This window comes from Campylobacter hominis ATCC BAA-381 (assembly GCF_000017585.1).
In the GTDB taxonomy this organism is placed as follows: domain Bacteria; phylum Campylobacterota; class Campylobacteria; order Campylobacterales; family Campylobacteraceae; genus Campylobacter_B; species Campylobacter_B hominis.
Genome location: NC_009714.1, coordinates 1,493,746 through 1,510,593 on the forward strand (window position 1 = coordinate 1,493,746; position 16,848 = coordinate 1,510,593).

Below are 16,848 nucleotides of genomic sequence, written 5' to 3' on the forward strand. Positions count from 1 at the left end.
AAGGAGGCCATATATGGCAACAAGAAAAGAACACGATTTTATCGGTGAATTAGAGATTTCAGATGATGTATATTATGGAGTTCAAACTTTTAGAGCACTTGAAAACTTCCATATGACAGGAAGAAGAATTAAAGATTATCCTTTTTTCGTAAAAGCTTTTGCTCAAATTAAAAAAGCGGCTGCTTTGGCAAATAAAGAAGTAGGTGTTTTGGAAGCTAAAAAAGCTGATGCGATAGCAAAAGCAGCAGACAGAGTAATAGCTGGAGAATTTCTTGATCAATTTGTAGTTGATATGGTTCAAGGCGGCGCCGGAACCAGCACAAATATGAATGCAAATGAAGTTATAACAAATGTTGCGCTTGAAATGATGGGACACAAAAAAGGCGAATACAAATATCTTCATCCAAATGATAATACGAATTTAGGTCAAAGCACGAACGATACATATCCTAGCTCAATTAAAGTAGCGACTTATGCAAAAATGACAGATCTTTTGAAAGCTATGGAAGTTTTGAAAAAAGAGCTTGAAGCAAAAGCGAAAGAATATAAAGATATGATTAAAATGGGTAGAACAGAGCTTGAAGATGCTGTTCCTACAACACTTGGAAATTCATTTAATGCTTTTGCAAGTTATATAAAATCAGATATTGCAGCAGTTAAAAACGCAAGAGAGTTAATGACATACTTAAATATGGGTGCAACAGCAATCGGAACAGGTATCAACTGCCATCCTGATTATAAATTCGTCGTTGAGAAAAAACTAAGTGAGATTACAGGAACAGAATTTAAAGCAGCACCTGATTTTATAGCTGCCACACAAGATACAGCAGATTTTGTTCAAGTAAGTGGAGCGCTAAAAACCGCCGCCGTTAGACTATCAAAAATAGCAAACGATTTAAGACTTATGAACTCAGGTCCAAGATGCGGTTTAGGTGAAATCGATCTTCCAAAAATGCAACCTGGAAGCTCAATAATGCCTGGAAAAGTAAATCCTGTTATTGCTGAAGTTGTTGGCGAAGCTTGCTACGAAGTAATCGGTAACGATGTAACAATTATGCTTTGCTCTGAAAGAGGCGAGTTTGAACTTAACGCGTTTGAACCAGGAATTGCATATGCACTTTTCAACTCTTTAGTCATTTTGGAAAATGCCTACATTACACTTGCAAACAAAGCTATAAAAGATATCAAAGCAAAACCGGAAGCTTGCTTAAAAGCAGTTCTTAACTCAGTTGGAATCGTAACCGCATTTAACCCTGTTATAGGTTATGAAAATTCTGCAAGTATCGCAAAAGAAGCGCTAAATACAGGTAAATCTGTAGGTGAAATCGCTATTGAACGCGGATTATTGACAAAAGAGGAAGTTGATAAACTCTTGGATCCTAAGAGTATGTTAAATCCTCATATGTCTCATACAGGAAAATAAATTAAAAAAATAAAAGGCACAAATAATTTTGTGCCTTAATACAAGGAAGGTCAGTATGGATTTTATGCTTATTTTAGAAATTATAGTTCTTCTTGGAGCTATTTTCTTAGGTGTTAAACTTGGTGGTATGGCTATAGGCTATGCCGGTGGTCTTGGCGTTGTAATTTTGACAATGCTTGGCTTAAAAGCGGGTAGCATTCCGTGGGATGTTATTTTGATTATTGCTTCAGTTATCTCTGCTATTGCTGCTATGCAAGTTGCGGGCGGACTTGATTATTTGGTTCAATTGGCGGAAAAACTTTTAAGGAAAAATCCTAAATATGTAAACTTTCTAGCTCCTACCGTTACTTATCTTTTAACAATTTTTGCAGGTACAGGTCACACTGCATTTTCTATGATTCCGGTTATTGCAGAAGTTGCAAAAGGTCAAAATATAAAACCGTCTGTTCCGCTTTCAATTGCTGTTGTTTCATCTCAAATAGCAATCACAGCGAGCCCTGTTTCTGCGGCCGTTATCTTTATGGCAGGCGATATGGCTCTTGGCGGACTTGGAATTTCTTATCCTATTTTGCTTGCTATTTGGATACCTACAACATTTTTAGGTTGTATGATTACAGCTTTGATTATGAATTTGTTTTGGAATCTAAAACTTGACAGCGATCCTGTTTATAAAGACAGACTTGCAAAAGGTTTGGTTGCTGAGCCGCAAAAAGAAGGAAAATATAAAGAACTTCCAAAAGGTGCTAAAACTTCAGTTTTGATATTCTTCATCGGAATTATAGCGGTAGTATTTTATGCAACAGCTATAAGTAAAAATGTGGCGCTTGTAAAACCAAGCTATGTTACAGGATATGAAAAAGTATATCAAAGCAAAGATGCAGCTAAATTTGATGAAATAATAGCGGCAAATCCTAACATAAAAATATCTACAGATAAAGACACAGGCGTAAAATATGTAGAGGATAAAAGCAAACCTAAAAAATCTCTTACTCTAGCAAGAGATGGCGCTATTATGAGCTTTATGCTAATTATCGGCGCATTGATAGTTATGATTTGTAAAATTGATGTTGATAAAATCCCTGTTCAAAGTACATTTAAAAGCGGTATGACTGCTTGTATATGTGTTCTTGGCGTTGCGTGGCTTGGTGATACGTTCGTATCAAATCACACGCAAGAGATTAAAGATTTTGCAGGAAATCTGGTTAAACAATATCCGGCGCTCCTATCTGTTGCACTTTTCTTTGCAAGTATGCTTCTATATTCACAAGCTGCAACTGCAAAAGCTTTGATTCCGACAGTTATAGTTGCTCTTGGGCTAAGTGCTACAAATAACGGTGATGCTTATATTCTGGTTGCTTCATTCGCTGCTGTTTCAGCACTTTTCGTGCTTCCTACCTATCCTACTTTGCTTGGTGCGGTTCAAATGGATGATACAGGAACTACAAGAATCGGAAAATACGTATTCAACCACCCATTCTTTATTCCTGGCGTTTTGGCTATTGCGTTTTCCGTTACATTCGGATTTGTATTAGCTCCTATGATGCTATAAAATTTGCGCGGTGATTTTTCACCGCGCTTTTTTATTATTACACGATAAAAATTTCATTTTATTTATCTCTTTTTATATATTTCAAATAATTATATTTAATCGTATATCCGTTATTTCATATAAATTCTATATATTTTCATAAATTTAACATATCTGCCTGTATATTATAAAACTGCTTAATCAAAAAATATTCTTCAAAATTAAATTTTATTTTAACTTACTATAATCTTTTATTTTTAAAAAGGATATACGCTGCAAAAAAATTTCATCTGTTTTGTCACTATCTAAAAAACTTGAACAAAATTTTATTATTTATAAAAAAATAGTTAAATTTTAAGGTCATTTTTTTCACCGCTCTTAATCAAAATCAAGTTCACACAATAGTTTAAAACATTATTTATAGATGAGATATTAAAGTTATGAATTCTTTGCTATAAGATGATGTTTGATAATATGGCAAAATTTATATAAGCAAGGTTATGAAATGTGAAATTTGAAGATAGAAATTATCCGATTACGCTTTTTACGGCAAAATATAAAATAATATTAAAGAAATTCGATAGTAATATAAACCGAAATTTATGATAACAATTTTTATATAAAATGCATGCTGAACAGAACAACCTGTTATTTATAATCTTTTCACATATTTGATGTATAAGATATTCAATCACATAAAAACAGTTTTACTTAAAAATGTTTGCATATAAATTTAAAAATAAGAAATTCAATTTTTATATTTTTCTATCTCGTCATATGAAATTTTATCCAAAATTCTCATCGTATACCTTAAAAGTTCGGAAGGAGTATCCTGCAAAACAGTAGGCATTCTAAAAAGATTTCGTCCGAAATTCATTTCGTCTAAAATTCCCATATATCCTAAAAGCGTAGTCCATGTATCAAAACTACTTCCGGCGATACTTATATATTGATTTTGTGCAATATCATCATCAAGTATCATAAAAAGCATTTTTGACTGAGGATTTTCAAGTTTATCTTTAAATTTGTCAATATCGCTTACAAACAGATATGGCATAAGATGATCGTTTTGCACTACGATAATTGTATTTTTAGAATACTTTGACGCTCGTATTTTGGAAATAAACTCGCCTAAAAGTTTATCCGTGCATTTTACGGATTTTAACATAGCCGAATCGATTTCATAGCTTATATCGGCACATTTTGGCGGTAAAAAACCGTCAGGTGTATGAGTGGAGTTTGTCAAAACAACTTGCGCAAATTTTTTGCCGCTTTCATTAAGTCTTATAAAATCCTGCCACGCGAAATCAAACATTTCATCATCGTAAACTCCCCATTCGCTCGTATTTTTCGCTCCGCGCTTCAAAAGTTCATCTTTTCCGATCATCTCATCATATTTGCGTGATTGTAAAAAGCTGGCTGTATTTTGAAAATTTAAATCAAAACCTTTCATAAAATATGTATAATAGCCTTGATTTTTAAGTATTTCGGTAGCACAAATTATTTTTTGAGTTTTCATCGCCTCTCTTTCTGTTTCAAATTTACTGAAAAAATTAAGAGGAAATGCGCATTGTGAACCGAAAAGTCCTTCTATAGTTATAGCCGTGCTGTATGGATCTATATTTGTCCATTCTATCTTGTGATTTAAATTTCTGATGTTTGGCATAAGATTTGGAAATTTTTCATTAACCGTAAAATTTCTGCTAAGCCCTTCCAAATAAATATAGACGATATTTTTGCTATTGCTTGCGACTTTAGGTTCGGGAATTTTTACGAACTGATAAATAATTTCTTTATATTTTCCGACAGGCACATAAAAATAATATTTATAAATTTTAAAAAGCGCTATAGATGTAGGATTCGTAACAAAAGCGCAAACAAAAATAAACACAAAAAACAGAAATTTGCGTGATTTTTGAAGTTTTATCCGCTTACAGATTATTGCACATATTAAAATTATTGCAAATATAAGCAAACAGATTAAAATTATATTATTCGTAAATGTTAGAAGCGGTGCGCCCGTTATGCTTACTATGATGATATTCAAAGTCCATATATCAAGCGATTTCCCCGTATATTTATTAAAAATAAAATCAGTTGCAAAAAAGAGCAGATATATAAATATAAAAAATATCGCAACTAGCAAATATCGTCTTTTACCGACGAATTTCAAATACAGTAAAGAAAAAACGAATAACGATATGGAAAGCAAATCAGACATCGAAAGATAACCTTTTTAAATACGAATATACAATAAAAAATTCTAAAATATATTTATTTGTCAATACAAATTCCTGCAATATTTAAATTTTTCAAAAATTATCCGCTGTTTATTTTTATTGCATTTGTTTAAATTTTTGGCATTTTACCATAAACAATAAAAAATTTAACATTTCTAAAATTTTAAAACAAACTGTATATATCAGACTGAAAATAAAAATTATTGTCTTAAAATTTTTCTATTATTCAGATATTTCGGCAAATATTTTATTGATTGTTTAATGTTTAAATTTTATAAAATTTAAAAAGGCTCACTCAAGTGAGTGAGCCTAAAAAAGCATTTAACTTCAATCAAAGACTAAAATACAACGCCTACACCGCTGATAGCAACTTCGCCTACACCTGACTCTGCATCTTCATATACAGCATCTTTTGAAGATGTAGCAGCTGTTTTTAATGCTGAATATCCGAATTTACCTTTTATAACTTTAACTATGCTAGGAGTTTTTAGGACTTTTTCACAAATAGCTGCTGATGAATCAGCACCGGCTTCTACTTTTAAAAATGCAGGTTTATTTGTAGCTGCATTATAATCTGTCAATGAAACTTTAATGCACTCTTTGCCGGCTGCCGCTATATTACCGACAACATTTCCAGTTAGTTTGCCTTTACTGTCAACTGTACCGTTTGTTACATTTTTCAATTGAACATTTGACATTTTTGCAAAACTTCCTGCAAATTTAGCTTGCGAAGTATAATATGCACCTACATCACTCATAAGTGTAGTAAGATTTGTAGCTGCTTTACTAACTTCAGCATCATCTCTAGTTGCAGCTAGTCTTGGAATGGCGATAGCTGCCAAAATACCTAAAATAACGATAACGAAGATCAACTCGATCATTGTAAAACCTTTTCTCATGGTTTTCTCCTTAAAATTTATTTCACTTTACATACTATTTATGTAAAATGTTGATGTAATTATATCAAATTTTTAGGAAATTGTGATGTTTTATCGCATAAAATTTCTACAAATTCAGAAATATTTTTTATAAATGCCATTTTATAAGCTTTTGCGAACTTTGATTTCATAGAATTGTATTTTTCGATGAAAAAATTTTATGCTTTTTTGGTTTTGTTTTAAGTTGATATTAAGTAAATTTTAAAAATTCAAGTGAGTTGTCTGAAATTTTATATGGCAATTTCGATATTTGATAAAAATTATCTTATTTGCTGCAAGTTCTGTTTCGAAATGGTACCAAAGGGGAGACTTGAACTCCCGACCTCCGGCTTATGAGACCAGCGCTCTAACCAGCTGAGCTACCTTGGCAAAAATAAAATGTAGATTTTACTAAAAAATTTCTTAAAATTTGTTTTAATTTCATAAATTTTCAGTAGAATTCCGACTTATTTTAAAAAAAGGATAAAAAATGAAAATAGTCTGTAAGGCGAATAAAATTTATATGCGATTTACATCAAATTCGAAAACGATAGAAAAATCGCTTAAAATGGATGTTTGTGAGAAAAATTTAAAATTTGTGAATGACGTTTTGCTGCCGATTTTTGAAAAAATTCGTTGCGAAAGAAAAATCAAGACAAAAAAGATTTTGTATAGCGGCGCCAAAAACATTAAAAAATTTGACATAAAAACGCATAAAATTATCAGAAATCCGCATACTTTGGGAGATTTTTGCACTATTGTATTTGATAAAATCAGTCAAAATAGAAAAATTTCCACAATAAAAACAGCCGAAAATGCAATAAACAGATTTTTTGATTTTATAAATGATAAAAAAATCGCCGATTATAAAATTTATGAACTTCAGGAGATTGTAACTCAAATGCAAAAAAATCTTGCTGCAAGCTCGATAAAAACGATATTTTGTTATATCAAACAAGCTTTTAACGAAGCGCTTAAAAATGATATAATCACAAAAAATCCTGTAAATTTTGTAATTTTTCCTAAAATCGTGCGAGAAAAAAAAGAAATTTTGACACTTGATGATGTTGTAAAAATTTTTGACAACGCGGGCGGCGAGCTAAAAAATTTTGGAAATCGCATTTTTTACGGGACCAGGAGTGGCGAAATTTTGGGACTTTGCGCCGATGACTTCGATTTTAAAAACCATAAAATAATCATAAACAAAAATCAGACGAGATTTGGACTTACTACTCCAAAAAACGGTAAAAACCGCATAATTCCGTTGGCTAAAAATTTAGCTTTGTTTCTGAAATTTGACAAATCTTCCATTTTTAAAAAATATTGTGATGAAAAATTCCGTTCAAAACACGATAATGCAAGTGTTTCAGGCGATAACAAAATAAATTTCGATAACAAAATTTTTGATTTTAAAAATAACGATGATTTTTATGTTTCCCATTTTGACGGAGATTTTTACTGTTTAACCGAAAAATACGATTTCGACAAAAAGCCGCTTTTTACTAAAGACTATTTTGCTTTGAGATACGAATTCGACGCGCTTTTGAAACATCTTGGGCTTAAAAAATACACTTTTCATACTTTCCGCCATACTTTTGCCAGTCTGCTTATAGAAAATGATGTCAATCCGACTTTTGTAGCTGAAATTTTAGGACACAGCAATTTAAATATGCTTGAAAAAGTTTATGCGCACAGTATAGTTTCGGCAAAAAATTTACAGAAATTAAACAAAGCGCTTAATTTTTGAATTTGTGAATTTTTATGTATCCGAATGAACGCATTTTACGTAAATTTTATAGCCAGAAAATTGCTTTTTTACGGCTTTTAACTTATAGAATTTTATAAATTTTACATAAATAGTATGTAAAGTGAAATAAATCTTAAGGAGAAAACCATGAAAAAAGGTTTTACAATGATCGAGTTGATCTTCGTTATCGTTATTTTAGGTATCTTGGCAGCTATCGCCATTCCAAGACTAGCAGCTACCAGAGATGATGCAGAGCTTTCAAAGGCAGCTACAAATTTAAGTACTGCAGTAAGTGATTTGACTGCTTACTATACATCAAAAACAGATTTCGGGGATGCAATACCTGATATGACAAATGTATCTTTAAAGACAGAGGGTGTAACAGTAACAATAACAGATTATACACCTAAAGCTTCAGCTAGTTTGCAATTGAAAAACAAGAATTGTATAAATATCGCAGCAGTTGCTTCAGTAGCCGATACTGTTGATGCTACTACTAATAAAGTAACTAAAAAGGGAACTCCTGCGTTTGTATTTGTATCTAAAGCATCAGGTGCAGATCCACTATGTGATCAATTGGCAGCTATGCCTTCAGTTAAAAAAATGCTTGAGGCTGAGCCTGTATACGGTAAAGATGATGCTGGCAAAGCTCTTAAACTACCAAAAGGTTCATATCCTGTTGGCGGAAGCAATGTAGTTTATTCAGATTAATTTTACTTGATAAACTTTAGGCTCACTCACTTGAGTGAGCCTTTTTAAATTTAACAAGATATTTTAGGAGGAAAATAAAAATGAAATTTTGGCTACATAAAATTAATCCAGGTCAAAACAATGAAACAAATTGTTTTAATATTTTAAAATTAAATCTGTTAGCTACAGGCTATAGCGATATGGCTAGAAGTTTTATTTATAATCCAAACGATAAACTACAAAGCATAAAAGAAGCGCTTGATAAAGAATGTCCGGATTGGAATTATAACTGTGTAACTGAAAATAATATAATAAATTTTGTTTATGAGATAAAGAAAAATGACATTGTAGTAATTCCACTAACACAAAAATATGATAACGAAATTTATATCTGCCAAATTATTTCCGATAAAGCTATAAATGTTCAAAATGGTGAAATTCCACAAATTGCAAGCGATATAGGATTTTTACACCTTATCAAGTTTATAAGAAAAATGAAATTTACCGAAGCTGACGAAAAACTGCAAAATTTTATAGAAAAAAATAAGAAAATAAACACAACTATCAAAATTGATGATTTGGATATCATAGAAACTATTTAAAAATTTTTACGCTTAAATGTCTTAAATTTACAAAATAAAATTCCATACTAAAAATAACCTTAAAAGCGAATGATGATTTTTTAAACATACAGATATTTATAAAATTTAATATTTTTATTCTATTGATGACAATAAAATTTCAGATAATTCAGATTTTTCCTGTTTATATTTTTTTGTTTCGCTTAAAATCGTAATATCTTGCCAATATTTAAAAATGTCAAAAAATATTTTTTCTTTACCGCTTTTAGTTTTAACGATTTTGTTAAATAAAGTGTAAAGATTGTTTTTTGATTTTTTATTAAAAGTAAGCTTTAATTTTTTTATTTTTCTCATAAAGCAAAAATCATCTCTATCTGATTTTTTGCTTTCTCCTATAAATTCTACGGCATATGCAAAATTTTTATTTTTTATATCATAGCAAAACACTATATCGCCTTTTGCTGTTTTATCGTTTTTTGTATTTTTTCTTTTTATGTAGTGCCAATATTTTTTATCATCAAAATCGTCGTTATTTACTTTTGATACAAAATAATTCATACTGAAAATAAAAAAGCCCCCTGAAAAACGGGGGCTACACTGAAATATAATTAAAGATTATTTAACTACACTCAAACCTGTCAATGGATAACCACTGATTGTTTCTGGAGCTTTACTACTGTCTATTTCGCAAGTTGTTACTGCAGGAGTGCCGCTTGTTGCGCATTTATATACAGGTGCGTCAAATTTAGCTGTAAGCATTTTTACTATTTGTGCATCATTTTGAGATACTTTGCATGCATTCTTTTTTACACCCGACTCTTTCTCAAATTTTAGATAATCAATATTTGATTTACCATCCTCCGGTTGTGCTTTTTTTGTGGTGATTGTTACTTTAAAACAATTTTCACCTGCAACTGGTAAATAACCTATTCCTTCTGCGCCAGCTTTCGAAATATCACCTTTAAAGTCTTTAATGGCAACATTTGTCATACCTTCCAATGTGCTTGCAAATTGACCTTGAGAAGTATAATATCCTCCTAAATCTTGAATCAAAGTAGCCATATTTGTAGCTGCTTTACTTACTTCAGCATCATCTCTAGTTGCTGCTAGTCTTGGAATGGCGATAGCTGCCAAGATACCTAAAATAACGATAACGAAGATCAACTCGATCATTGTAAAACCTTTTTTCATGGTTTTCTCCTTAAAATTTATTTCACTTTACATACTTGTATGATTACCTCCATAAAAAACAAATCTTAAAATTGTTTTTTATACAATACTTTTTGACCCTGATTACATACATTGTTTTTAAAAACAGAGAAATAGATTTAGGGCTGAAAGGTTAAAAAAGTTTGATTAAAAATCTTAGGGAAATTTTAAAATTTACCCTGAATACAAGAAAAGACTTTTAACCGAAAAAATTATTTTTTTAGGAGTTAAAAATGAGTAAGTTTTATTTTGTAGGTATTGATGTTTCAAAAGATAAATTAGACATTTGCTTTTTAGGTGAAAAATCCGATTCAAAGCCTAAATTTGAAACACTTCCAAATAAAGAAAATATCATAAAAGCATATTTTGAAAGTTTTAAAAGTGATGAATTAGTTGTTTGTTTTGAATATACAAATAATTATCATATTTTACTTCAAAAGGCTTTAACATCTTTAAAAATTAAATACAATGTTTTAAATCCTGCAAAAACAAGTTTTTATTTAAGACATTTAAGTCATATTAAAAACGATATTAAGGACGCTTTGGGACTTGCTATTTATGCGAAAAATTTTTCAATAGATTTATTCCCTGACAAATTCAGTAAAGAGTATAATCTTTTAAAAAGTTATTCATCTACTCTTTTACTTTTAACTAAAATTTCAACTCAAATTAAAAATTTTAAAGCTTCTCAAAAATTTGTTTGTGATGAAGCTATAAATTTAAATATTTCAATATTACAAAAAACTATCGAAAATATTAAGAAAAAATTACGTGATATAAATTATCGTATTTTAAAAAGTTTAGTTCCAAATAGTGATGAAATTTTAGCTGAAAGTAAAGGTATCGGTATTGATTTGGCTTTAGTTTTATTTCCTATTTTGCATTTTAATAGAGATAAAACTTCAAAGCAACTTATCAGTTTTTTAGGTTTATCCCCTAGAGTTTATGAAAGCGGTTCAAGTGTTAGGAAATCTCATAAAATAAATAAAATCGGTTCATCTAACATTAGAAGAGTTTTATTTTTAAATGCTTTAAGTTGTTCTCGTTTTAATCCTATTTTAAAGACTAAATATGAAAATTTGATAAATAATGGAAAGTGTAAAAAAGTTGCATTAGTTGCTGTAATGTGTGCGATTATTAGGTATTTAAAAATATATTTTAAAAATGAAAAAAGTATTAACTAAAAAAGAAATTGAAATTTATGTTTATTTATTAAAAAAAATAAAAATTAAAGGAGGTATTTATAAAAAAGTTAAAAAAGATATTTTAAGCGATTTGGATATTTCGGCTAGTTTGTTGAATTACTATGTTAATTCTTATTATTTATATGAAGATTTATTAAAAAAGGATAAAAAATGAATAATGTTGATTTTAGTTCTTATATGAAAATATATGATTTGATTCACGGCAATAATGATGTTTTTAAACAAAAAATTAAAGTTGTTGAATTGAAAGAAATTGAAGGAAAAGTTAAACTCGATAAAGACGGTAATACTGTTGTTGATGAATTTGGTGTAGTTCAAAAGTGGGATAATTCCTATATGCTTACTTTTGTTTGTTTATCTAACGGTTCTCGTCATTCTTGCAGAATTTCGCAGGAAAATTTTACTATTTTAAAGCCCGATGTTGTTTATATAGCTAGTGGTTATATAGATTATGTTTTATTTAAAGATGCTTATAATTCAACCCCTGTTGTAAAGTTTGAAAAATTTGTAGATGAAAGAGATTATCTTGTCACGCAACTTCAAATTCAAGCTGATTTGAAAAATGATGTTAAAGCCCAATAATAAGGGCTTTTTTTACTTTGTTGCCGCCCTATTTATCAATACCCTTAACCGTGACACTGATAAATTTCGGCGGTTATTTAAATTTTATTTTTATTCATTATTTTTAAATAAAAAAAATGCTTTACGATAAAGAAAAAATTAAAATTGTAAATCAAGGTATAGATACTTTAGTTCTTGGTATAAAATGCATTGAATCTAAAGTTTATAATGCTAGATTTAAATATTTAAAATTTAAATTATCCGATTTAAAAAATAAAGCTAAATCTATTAATACTTATGGTGAAAAATTTGTAAAAGATGATTTAGATTTAAAACTTGGTAATTTTTTAATTTCAAGTAAAGGCGTTCAAGGCTATTCTTATTTATTTAAAAATAATGATATATTTGTAAGTGTTTCAAATGCAAAATTTGAAACAAAGAAACAATATCACATAAAGATTCAGTTTAGAAGTGAATTTTTATTAAAATTTGGTTATTTGAAATGTTTTTCATTTGTTAGAATTTTGCTTAATAGAATTTTTTATACTTCGCTTAATTATAAAATTTATGTTTTGCGTCTTGATTTGGCTACTGATATTACAGGCATTCGTTATTTTTCAAATGATATTTTTAATTTTAGATCTCTTTCAAAAGTTAAAAATTTTTCTTTAAATTATGATGATTACTTAATTGAAGATGAGAAAAAAATCGATTTTCCGAATTTAAGTGAGATTGATGTTTCTAATTTTATTCGTTTTAATCGTTTTGAGGGAATTAGTTTCGGTAAAGCTCCTATGATGTTTAGAATATATGATAAGATAAAAGAGGTATTGAAAAAAGATAATTCACGTATTATTTTTAAAAAGTGGGAAATAAATGGTTTTGATATTGAAAAAGATAAATTTGTATTTAGGCATGAGTGTGAATTTACTAGGGAAGTATTAAAAAAAATGATTCCTTTTAATTGTGAAGATGAGATAAAATTTGTTTTTAATAATTTATCATCTTTTTGGTCTCAGGGTCTTAATATTTGTCGTTGGTATGATTTAAATGAAACTGAATTAAAAAAAATACAGTTGCAAAGTGTTAAGCCTGATAGTATTCGAAAAATTTATGAGCGTTGTTTAAAAGATGAAACACGTTTTAATTTTTGGCGATTTTTGGAAATTTGGCATAATGATGATTTGAAAAATTTACAAAAAAGAGATATTCCTTTTGATGTTAATATTGAAAAATGTAAAATCGCCTTAAAATCTTTTGTAAGTTCGGTTTATTGTAATTTAGGTTATCGTGGCGCTTTTTTTGATGTTTTAAAAGAAGTTTTAAATGATTTAAAAAATGATGATATGACTTTACATGATTATGGACTTTTAAAACTTGCTTCGCGTTTTGCGGATAATGAAAAAAATTACGAAATTTCAGAGTTTGAGAATTTGAAATTACAAAATGTTTTTGAAAATAATTTAAAGGATTTTTTTATTTTACTTGATGATTTATCCGATAATAAGGATAAAAACATTGTTAAAAAAGCTTTGAATTTTTATAAGTTAAAAAAGTGATTTTTGTAATTTTTAAAATTTTCATATAATTTTTTTGAAATTTTTAAAAAGGATAAATTTATGGATGAAAAGATAGAAAAATCTTTAAATAAGGTTTCAAATGTTTTAAATATTTTTAGACCTTTGGCTAGTGTTTTCGGTTCTAAAGTTTCAGTTCCTGTTGTGCTTGCAAGCGAAGTTTTGGATAATTTGGTAAAAACTGATGACAAGGTTGCAAAAGATGTTGTTTTTGGACTTTCGGCTTCTATTATATTTTTAGAAAAGTTGCGAGAGCAGATTAAGAATAATGAAAAAGTTGATTATAAGGCTTTTGATGATGTTATTGTTAATTTGAAGTCTATTGATAGTTCTTTAGATAAGTTTTATAAGCTTATTTCTTAAAAAAGGTTTTTATTATGTCATCTATGGATAATTTTTATAATTTTTGTAATAATTTTTTAAATACTTCGGGTTTTAATTCGAATGAATTATTTAAAGTTAATCCTGTTGAAGATAAAGAATATTCTAATAAAGAAGTGATTGAATATATTCAAAAATGTTTTATGAATTTATTTTATTTTCTTATTAACGGTAGGGATAATAATTTTTTCAATTTTCCTTTTATACCTGATTATAGTTCTGATTTTAATGATTTGCGAAATCATTTTGATGAAAAATTTCAAAATATGGATTTTTCAAGTTTGCAAAATTCAATAAATCAAAAAATAGATAATTTAGATCTTAAAATTTCAAATATTAAGCCTACTTTTGATGTTAGTAATGTATTTGAGAGTTTTCCGTCTTTAAATGGTGCTTATGGTAGTTTCAAAGATGGTGATTTTGTTACAAGTGATATTTTTAAAGCTAAATTGAAAGTTTTATCATCTTTTTTAATGCTTAATGAACTTAATAAATATATGATCTGTTATAGATTGCAAAATGATGATGAAAATGTTATAATTTTGCCGTCTATGTTTGTGTTTGAATGGACTGAAAAAAAAGATAATATAGCTGATACTGGTTCTGAAAATAAAAAAAGTTCTGGAGAATAAAAAATGGGTTGGGGCGGTGTAGGTAAAATTATTACTAAACCTAAAACTACGGGTTCTGCTGTATCTGTTCCTAAAAATACTCCTTTAGCAAATAAAAAGGCTGTTGGTGGTGGTGATGTTATTGATATTAAGGCTGAAGATGTAGGACTTGAGCATGATTTTCCTTTTTTCCCCGGTTCTTGGCTTGGTGGGATATTTGGTGATTCTATAGGTTCAATTATTGGAAATTCAAAGGGTTGGGGTGGTAATACTTCAATTTCTACAGGTTCTACGGGTCAAAAAAGTGGTGGAATTGATTTTCCTGATCCTAAACCTGCTTCTTCTTTGGTTGATGTTTTAACTTCTCAAAATGCTATTTTATTTAGTTTATTGAGTTGTATTTCAAAATCTCGTTCTACTGCTCCTACCAATACAAATTCTAGTGATTTATCACAATTTTTAAAAGTTTTCAGTGTTATGTTTGAAAATTTTTTAAATTCTTTTATTCACGGTTTGGCGACTGATAGACCTTTACGGCTTATGGAGCCTGTTGTTTTAAATGTTCCTAATTCCGCTTTTAATGTTTCTGTAAATAATAGCGGTGGTTCAAGCGGTAATAGTAGCGTTGATGTGAATGTTGATTTTTCGCATTTTGTTTCTGCTGTTGATAAATTTGTAGATAGTGTTAATTCTCTTGCAAATCGTCCTGTAAAGGTTGAAAATGATTTGACTGCACGTTTGGATATTTCAAATCCTGTGAGTGTTAAATTTAGTGATGAATTAAATAAATCTATGCTTGATAGAAATGCTAAAGAGAGTGAAAAATCTGATCTTGAGATTGAAAAGCTTACGTTTGATAAAACGGCGCAGGAAGTAAGAGATATTGGCGGTGTAAGTATGGTAAAAGCTTCGCCGCGTGATGTTAAAGTTATGAAAGATGTTGCACTAGCCAAAACTTATGCTGATGAAAATTCTTTAGATGTTGAAGATTTGGATTTTGATAATGGTTTGGATTTAAGAAAGTTGCTTGAAATAAATAAACTTGGTATGGCTACAGATGTTACTAAAGAATTTTTTAATTTGTAGGGTTTTATTATGAAAAAATTTTTAAATTTTGAATTTATTGGATGTATTTTATTTGTTTTACTTATGTTTTGGTTTATTTATAGTTTTTTAAATTTACCTAATGCTACAGATGTTACTAAAGAATATTTTGATTTGAATGTGAGTTATAAAAAATGAGTAAATTATTTCATTTTGTTTATAAAGAATTTGGGGTTTAATTATGAATTTTGAAAAAATTTTTAAAATTTTTGCTTTATTAGTTTTTGTTTTTATGTGTTTTGCTTTATTATCTATTTTTACATTTGATTTGGGTTCATCTGTTGATAAAGAATTTATTCCATCTACACAGGAAATTCAAAAATGAGTGAATTAGGACGAATTGGCACAAATGGTGTAAATGAATTTTTTGAAGATTTGACTTATAATGTAGCTTATAATGAAGTTTTAAGTAGGCTTAATAATGCTATCGATATGGATAATGATATGGTAAAACAGGCTATTCAGTCAAGTCTTACTATTATGGTTAGTTCAGCTTTATTTTTATATATTCAAAAGCAGGAAGAATGGATTCAAAAAATTATTAATATTGTTTTTTCTGTTCTTGGTTCTGTTATTACTTTTTTGGGTGCTTCTATTGCTTCTAAATTCGGTCGTTTTAAAGGTAGAAAATTAAAAAATGTTTTAAATTTTTTTAATGATTATAAAAGCGATTATATAAATGCGGGGCGTTTAGCGGTTCAAACAGGTGCTTTTTATGCTTCTAAAAATTCGAATTCAAATTCAAATTTTGGGTTAGTTCTTCCCTCTGTTCTTAAACAAGGACAAATTATTCAAAGCGAAGACCATAAACTTAATATTGCAAGAGCAAAAGCGCAAAGTATCAATGAAACGCTTCTTTTTAAACTTTTTACTAAAAAATTTACTCCTGCTGACTTGGAAATGTTGAAAAGAATTACAGGTAATAGAGATTTAACTATAGAAAATTTAAATAAAGTTGCAAATTTTATGTATGTGACTGATGATAAAGGTAATATTGTCGGTTTGACTGAAGAATTTTTAACAATGCTTAACGGACTTGGTTATATGCATAATAAAGTTAAGAGAGGTATTTAA

Annotated in this window: 19 protein-coding genes and 1 tRNA gene; 15 read left to right on the top strand and 5 right to left on the bottom strand. The window is 29.0% G+C overall.

All coding sequences use genetic code 11. From position 1 onward, the window contains the following. Nucleotides 1-13: 13 nt before the first annotated feature. Nucleotides 14-1,423: an aspartate ammonia-lyase gene (locus tag CHAB381_RS07265; protein ID WP_012109391.1), complete on the top strand. Its 1,410-nt coding sequence runs from the start codon at nucleotides 14-16 to the stop codon at nucleotides 1,421-1,423. Between the two features lie 55 nt (nucleotides 1,424-1,478). After that, nucleotides 1,479-2,972, top strand: a complete 1,494-nt coding sequence (locus CHAB381_RS07270; protein ID WP_012109392.1) for an anaerobic C4-dicarboxylate transporter — start codon at nucleotides 1,479-1,481, stop codon at nucleotides 2,970-2,972. A gap of 727 nt (nucleotides 2,973-3,699) precedes the next feature. Here the strand turns inward: CHAB381_RS07270 and CHAB381_RS07275 are convergent. The 3 genes from CHAB381_RS07275 to CHAB381_RS07285 all read right to left on the bottom strand — a co-directional run bounded on the left by CHAB381_RS07275 (nucleotide 3,700) and on the right by CHAB381_RS07285 (nucleotide 6,498). Continuing rightward, nucleotides 3,700-5,172: a sulfatase-like hydrolase/transferase gene (locus tag CHAB381_RS07275; RefSeq protein WP_041570533.1), complete on the bottom strand. Its 1,473-nt coding sequence runs from the start codon at nucleotides 5,170-5,172 to the stop codon at nucleotides 3,700-3,702. Between the two features lie 357 nt (nucleotides 5,173-5,529). Next, nucleotides 5,530-6,090 (bottom strand): type II secretion system protein, encoded by a 561-nt coding sequence (locus tag CHAB381_RS07280; protein WP_012109395.1) that lies wholly within the window; start codon nucleotides 6,088-6,090, stop codon nucleotides 5,530-5,532. 331 nt (nucleotides 6,091-6,421) lie between these two features. Beyond that, a tRNA-Met gene (locus tag CHAB381_RS07285) sits at nucleotides 6,422-6,498 on the bottom strand. Between the two features lie 100 nt (nucleotides 6,499-6,598). On the opposite strand from CHAB381_RS07285, the gene CHAB381_RS07290 reads away from it, so the two are divergent. The 3 genes from CHAB381_RS07290 to CHAB381_RS07300 all read left to right on the top strand — a co-directional run bounded on the left by CHAB381_RS07290 (nucleotide 6,599) and on the right by CHAB381_RS07300 (nucleotide 9,147). Beyond that, complete coding sequence (locus tag CHAB381_RS07290; RefSeq protein ID WP_012109396.1) at nucleotides 6,599-7,855, top strand: tyrosine-type recombinase/integrase; 1,257 nt, start codon at nucleotides 6,599-6,601, stop codon at nucleotides 7,853-7,855. A 147-nt stretch (nucleotides 7,856-8,002) separates the two neighbouring features. Then, nucleotides 8,003-8,566 carry a type II secretion system protein gene (locus tag CHAB381_RS09255; protein ID WP_012109397.1) on the top strand — a complete coding sequence of 188 codons (564 nt, stop codon included), beginning with the start codon at nucleotides 8,003-8,005 and terminating at the stop codon, nucleotides 8,564-8,566. Between the two features lie 80 nt (nucleotides 8,567-8,646). After that, nucleotides 8,647-9,147 carry a hypothetical protein gene (locus tag CHAB381_RS07300; RefSeq protein WP_012109398.1) on the top strand — a complete coding sequence of 167 codons (501 nt, stop codon included), beginning with the start codon at nucleotides 8,647-8,649 and terminating at the stop codon, nucleotides 9,145-9,147. 114 nt (nucleotides 9,148-9,261) lie between these two features. Here the strand turns inward: CHAB381_RS07300 and CHAB381_RS07305 are convergent, their stop codons facing one another. Together CHAB381_RS07305 and CHAB381_RS09045 are read right to left on the bottom strand one after the other, a co-directional pair. Beyond that, a complete protein-coding gene (locus tag CHAB381_RS07305) occupies nucleotides 9,262-9,684 on the bottom strand; it encodes a hypothetical protein (RefSeq protein ID WP_012109399.1) in 423 nt (140 codons plus the stop codon). Nucleotides 9,685-9,741: 57 nt separating this feature from the next. Beyond that, nucleotides 9,742-10,317: a type II secretion system protein gene (locus CHAB381_RS09045; protein WP_012109400.1), complete on the bottom strand. Its 576-nt coding sequence runs from the start codon at nucleotides 10,315-10,317 to the stop codon at nucleotides 9,742-9,744. A 251-nt stretch (nucleotides 10,318-10,568) separates the two neighbouring features. Between CHAB381_RS09045 and CHAB381_RS07315 the strand changes: the two genes are divergently transcribed. From CHAB381_RS07315 to CHAB381_RS07350, 10 genes are all read left to right on the top strand, one after another. Then, entirely contained in the window at nucleotides 10,569-11,519 is a 951-nt protein-coding gene (locus tag CHAB381_RS07315; protein ID WP_012109401.1) for an IS110 family transposase, read from the top strand. Then, complete coding sequence (locus CHAB381_RS07320; protein ID WP_012109402.1) at nucleotides 11,500-11,694, top strand: hypothetical protein; 195 nt, start codon at nucleotides 11,500-11,502, stop codon at nucleotides 11,692-11,694. The genes CHAB381_RS07315 and CHAB381_RS07320 overlap by 20 nt, the downstream gene beginning before the upstream one ends. Continuing rightward, complete coding sequence (locus tag CHAB381_RS07325) at nucleotides 11,691-12,122, top strand: hypothetical protein (protein WP_012109403.1); 432 nt, start codon at nucleotides 11,691-11,693, stop codon at nucleotides 12,120-12,122. Before CHAB381_RS07320 ends, CHAB381_RS07325 begins: the two co-directional genes overlap by 4 nt. Nucleotides 12,123-12,238: 116 nt before the next feature. Beyond that, nucleotides 12,239-13,660: a hypothetical protein gene (locus CHAB381_RS07330; RefSeq protein ID WP_012109404.1), complete on the top strand. Its 1,422-nt coding sequence runs from the start codon at nucleotides 12,239-12,241 to the stop codon at nucleotides 13,658-13,660. Nucleotides 13,661-13,720: 60 nt separating this feature from the next. Beyond that, the gene (locus tag CHAB381_RS07335; protein WP_012109405.1) at nucleotides 13,721-14,041 is read left to right on the top strand and encodes a hypothetical protein; all 321 of its coding nucleotides are present in this window, start codon (nucleotides 13,721-13,723) and stop codon (nucleotides 14,039-14,041) included. Nucleotides 14,042-14,055: 14 nt separating this feature from the next. Continuing rightward, nucleotides 14,056-14,691, top strand: a complete 636-nt coding sequence (locus tag CHAB381_RS07340) for a hypothetical protein (RefSeq protein WP_012109406.1) — start codon at nucleotides 14,056-14,058, stop codon at nucleotides 14,689-14,691. 3 nt (nucleotides 14,692-14,694) lie between these two features. Further along, nucleotides 14,695-15,756 (top strand): hypothetical protein, encoded by a 1,062-nt coding sequence (locus CHAB381_RS07345; protein WP_012109407.1) that lies wholly within the window; start codon nucleotides 14,695-14,697, stop codon nucleotides 15,754-15,756. 9 nt (nucleotides 15,757-15,765) lie between these two features. Further along, on the top strand, nucleotides 15,766-15,912 hold the full coding sequence (locus CHAB381_RS08785; protein WP_012109408.1) for a hypothetical protein: 147 nt from the start codon (nucleotides 15,766-15,768) through the stop codon (nucleotides 15,910-15,912). A 43-nt stretch (nucleotides 15,913-15,955) separates the two neighbouring features. Next, nucleotides 15,956-16,099 carry a hypothetical protein gene (locus tag CHAB381_RS08790; protein WP_012109409.1) on the top strand — a complete coding sequence of 48 codons (144 nt, stop codon included), beginning with the start codon at nucleotides 15,956-15,958 and terminating at the stop codon, nucleotides 16,097-16,099. After that, complete coding sequence (locus CHAB381_RS07350) at nucleotides 16,096-16,848, top strand: hypothetical protein (protein ID WP_012109410.1); 753 nt, start codon at nucleotides 16,096-16,098, stop codon at nucleotides 16,846-16,848. Before CHAB381_RS08790 ends, CHAB381_RS07350 begins: the two co-directional genes overlap by 4 nt.

Excerpts from the sequence above, each read along its gene's own strand:
- CHAB381_RS07350 (WP_012109410.1), top strand. The coding sequence starts at position 16,096 with ATGAGTGAATTAGGACGAATTGGCACAAATGGTGTAAATGAATTTTTT.
- CHAB381_RS07275 (WP_041570533.1), bottom strand. The coding sequence starts at position 5,172 with ATGTCTGATTTGCTTTCCATATCGTTATTCGTTTTTTCTTTACTGTAT.
- CHAB381_RS08790 (WP_012109409.1), top strand. The coding sequence starts at position 15,956 with ATGAATTTTGAAAAAATTTTTAAAATTTTTGCTTTATTAGTTTTTGTT.
- CHAB381_RS09255 (WP_012109397.1), top strand. The coding sequence starts at position 8,003 with ATGAAAAAAGGTTTTACAATGATCGAGTTGATCTTCGTTATCGTTATT.
- CHAB381_RS08785 (WP_012109408.1), top strand. The coding sequence starts at position 15,766 with ATGAAAAAATTTTTAAATTTTGAATTTATTGGATGTATTTTATTTGTT.
- CHAB381_RS07330 (WP_012109404.1), top strand. The coding sequence starts at position 12,239 with ATGCTTTACGATAAAGAAAAAATTAAAATTGTAAATCAAGGTATAGAT.
- CHAB381_RS07270 (WP_012109392.1), top strand. The coding sequence starts at position 1,479 with ATGGATTTTATGCTTATTTTAGAAATTATAGTTCTTCTTGGAGCTATT.
- CHAB381_RS07265 (WP_012109391.1), top strand. The coding sequence starts at position 14 with ATGGCAACAAGAAAAGAACACGATTTTATCGGTGAATTAGAGATTTCA.
- CHAB381_RS07315 (WP_012109401.1), top strand. The coding sequence starts at position 10,569 with ATGAGTAAGTTTTATTTTGTAGGTATTGATGTTTCAAAAGATAAATTA.
- CHAB381_RS07345 (WP_012109407.1), top strand. The coding sequence starts at position 14,695 with ATGGGTTGGGGCGGTGTAGGTAAAATTATTACTAAACCTAAAACTACG.
- CHAB381_RS07320 (WP_012109402.1), top strand. The coding sequence starts at position 11,500 with ATGAAAAAAGTATTAACTAAAAAAGAAATTGAAATTTATGTTTATTTA.
- CHAB381_RS07290 (WP_012109396.1), top strand. The coding sequence starts at position 6,599 with ATGAAAATAGTCTGTAAGGCGAATAAAATTTATATGCGATTTACATCA.
- CHAB381_RS07300 (WP_012109398.1), top strand. The coding sequence starts at position 8,647 with ATGAAATTTTGGCTACATAAAATTAATCCAGGTCAAAACAATGAAACA.
- CHAB381_RS07335 (WP_012109405.1), top strand. The coding sequence starts at position 13,721 with ATGGATGAAAAGATAGAAAAATCTTTAAATAAGGTTTCAAATGTTTTA.
- CHAB381_RS07305 (WP_012109399.1), bottom strand. The coding sequence starts at position 9,684 with ATGAATTATTTTGTATCAAAAGTAAATAACGACGATTTTGATGATAAA.
- CHAB381_RS09045 (WP_012109400.1), bottom strand. The coding sequence starts at position 10,317 with ATGAAAAAAGGTTTTACAATGATCGAGTTGATCTTCGTTATCGTTATT.
- CHAB381_RS07280 (WP_012109395.1), bottom strand. The coding sequence starts at position 6,090 with ATGAGAAAAGGTTTTACAATGATCGAGTTGATCTTCGTTATCGTTATT.
- CHAB381_RS07340 (WP_012109406.1), top strand. The coding sequence starts at position 14,056 with ATGTCATCTATGGATAATTTTTATAATTTTTGTAATAATTTTTTAAAT.
- CHAB381_RS07325 (WP_012109403.1), top strand. The coding sequence starts at position 11,691 with ATGAATAATGTTGATTTTAGTTCTTATATGAAAATATATGATTTGATT.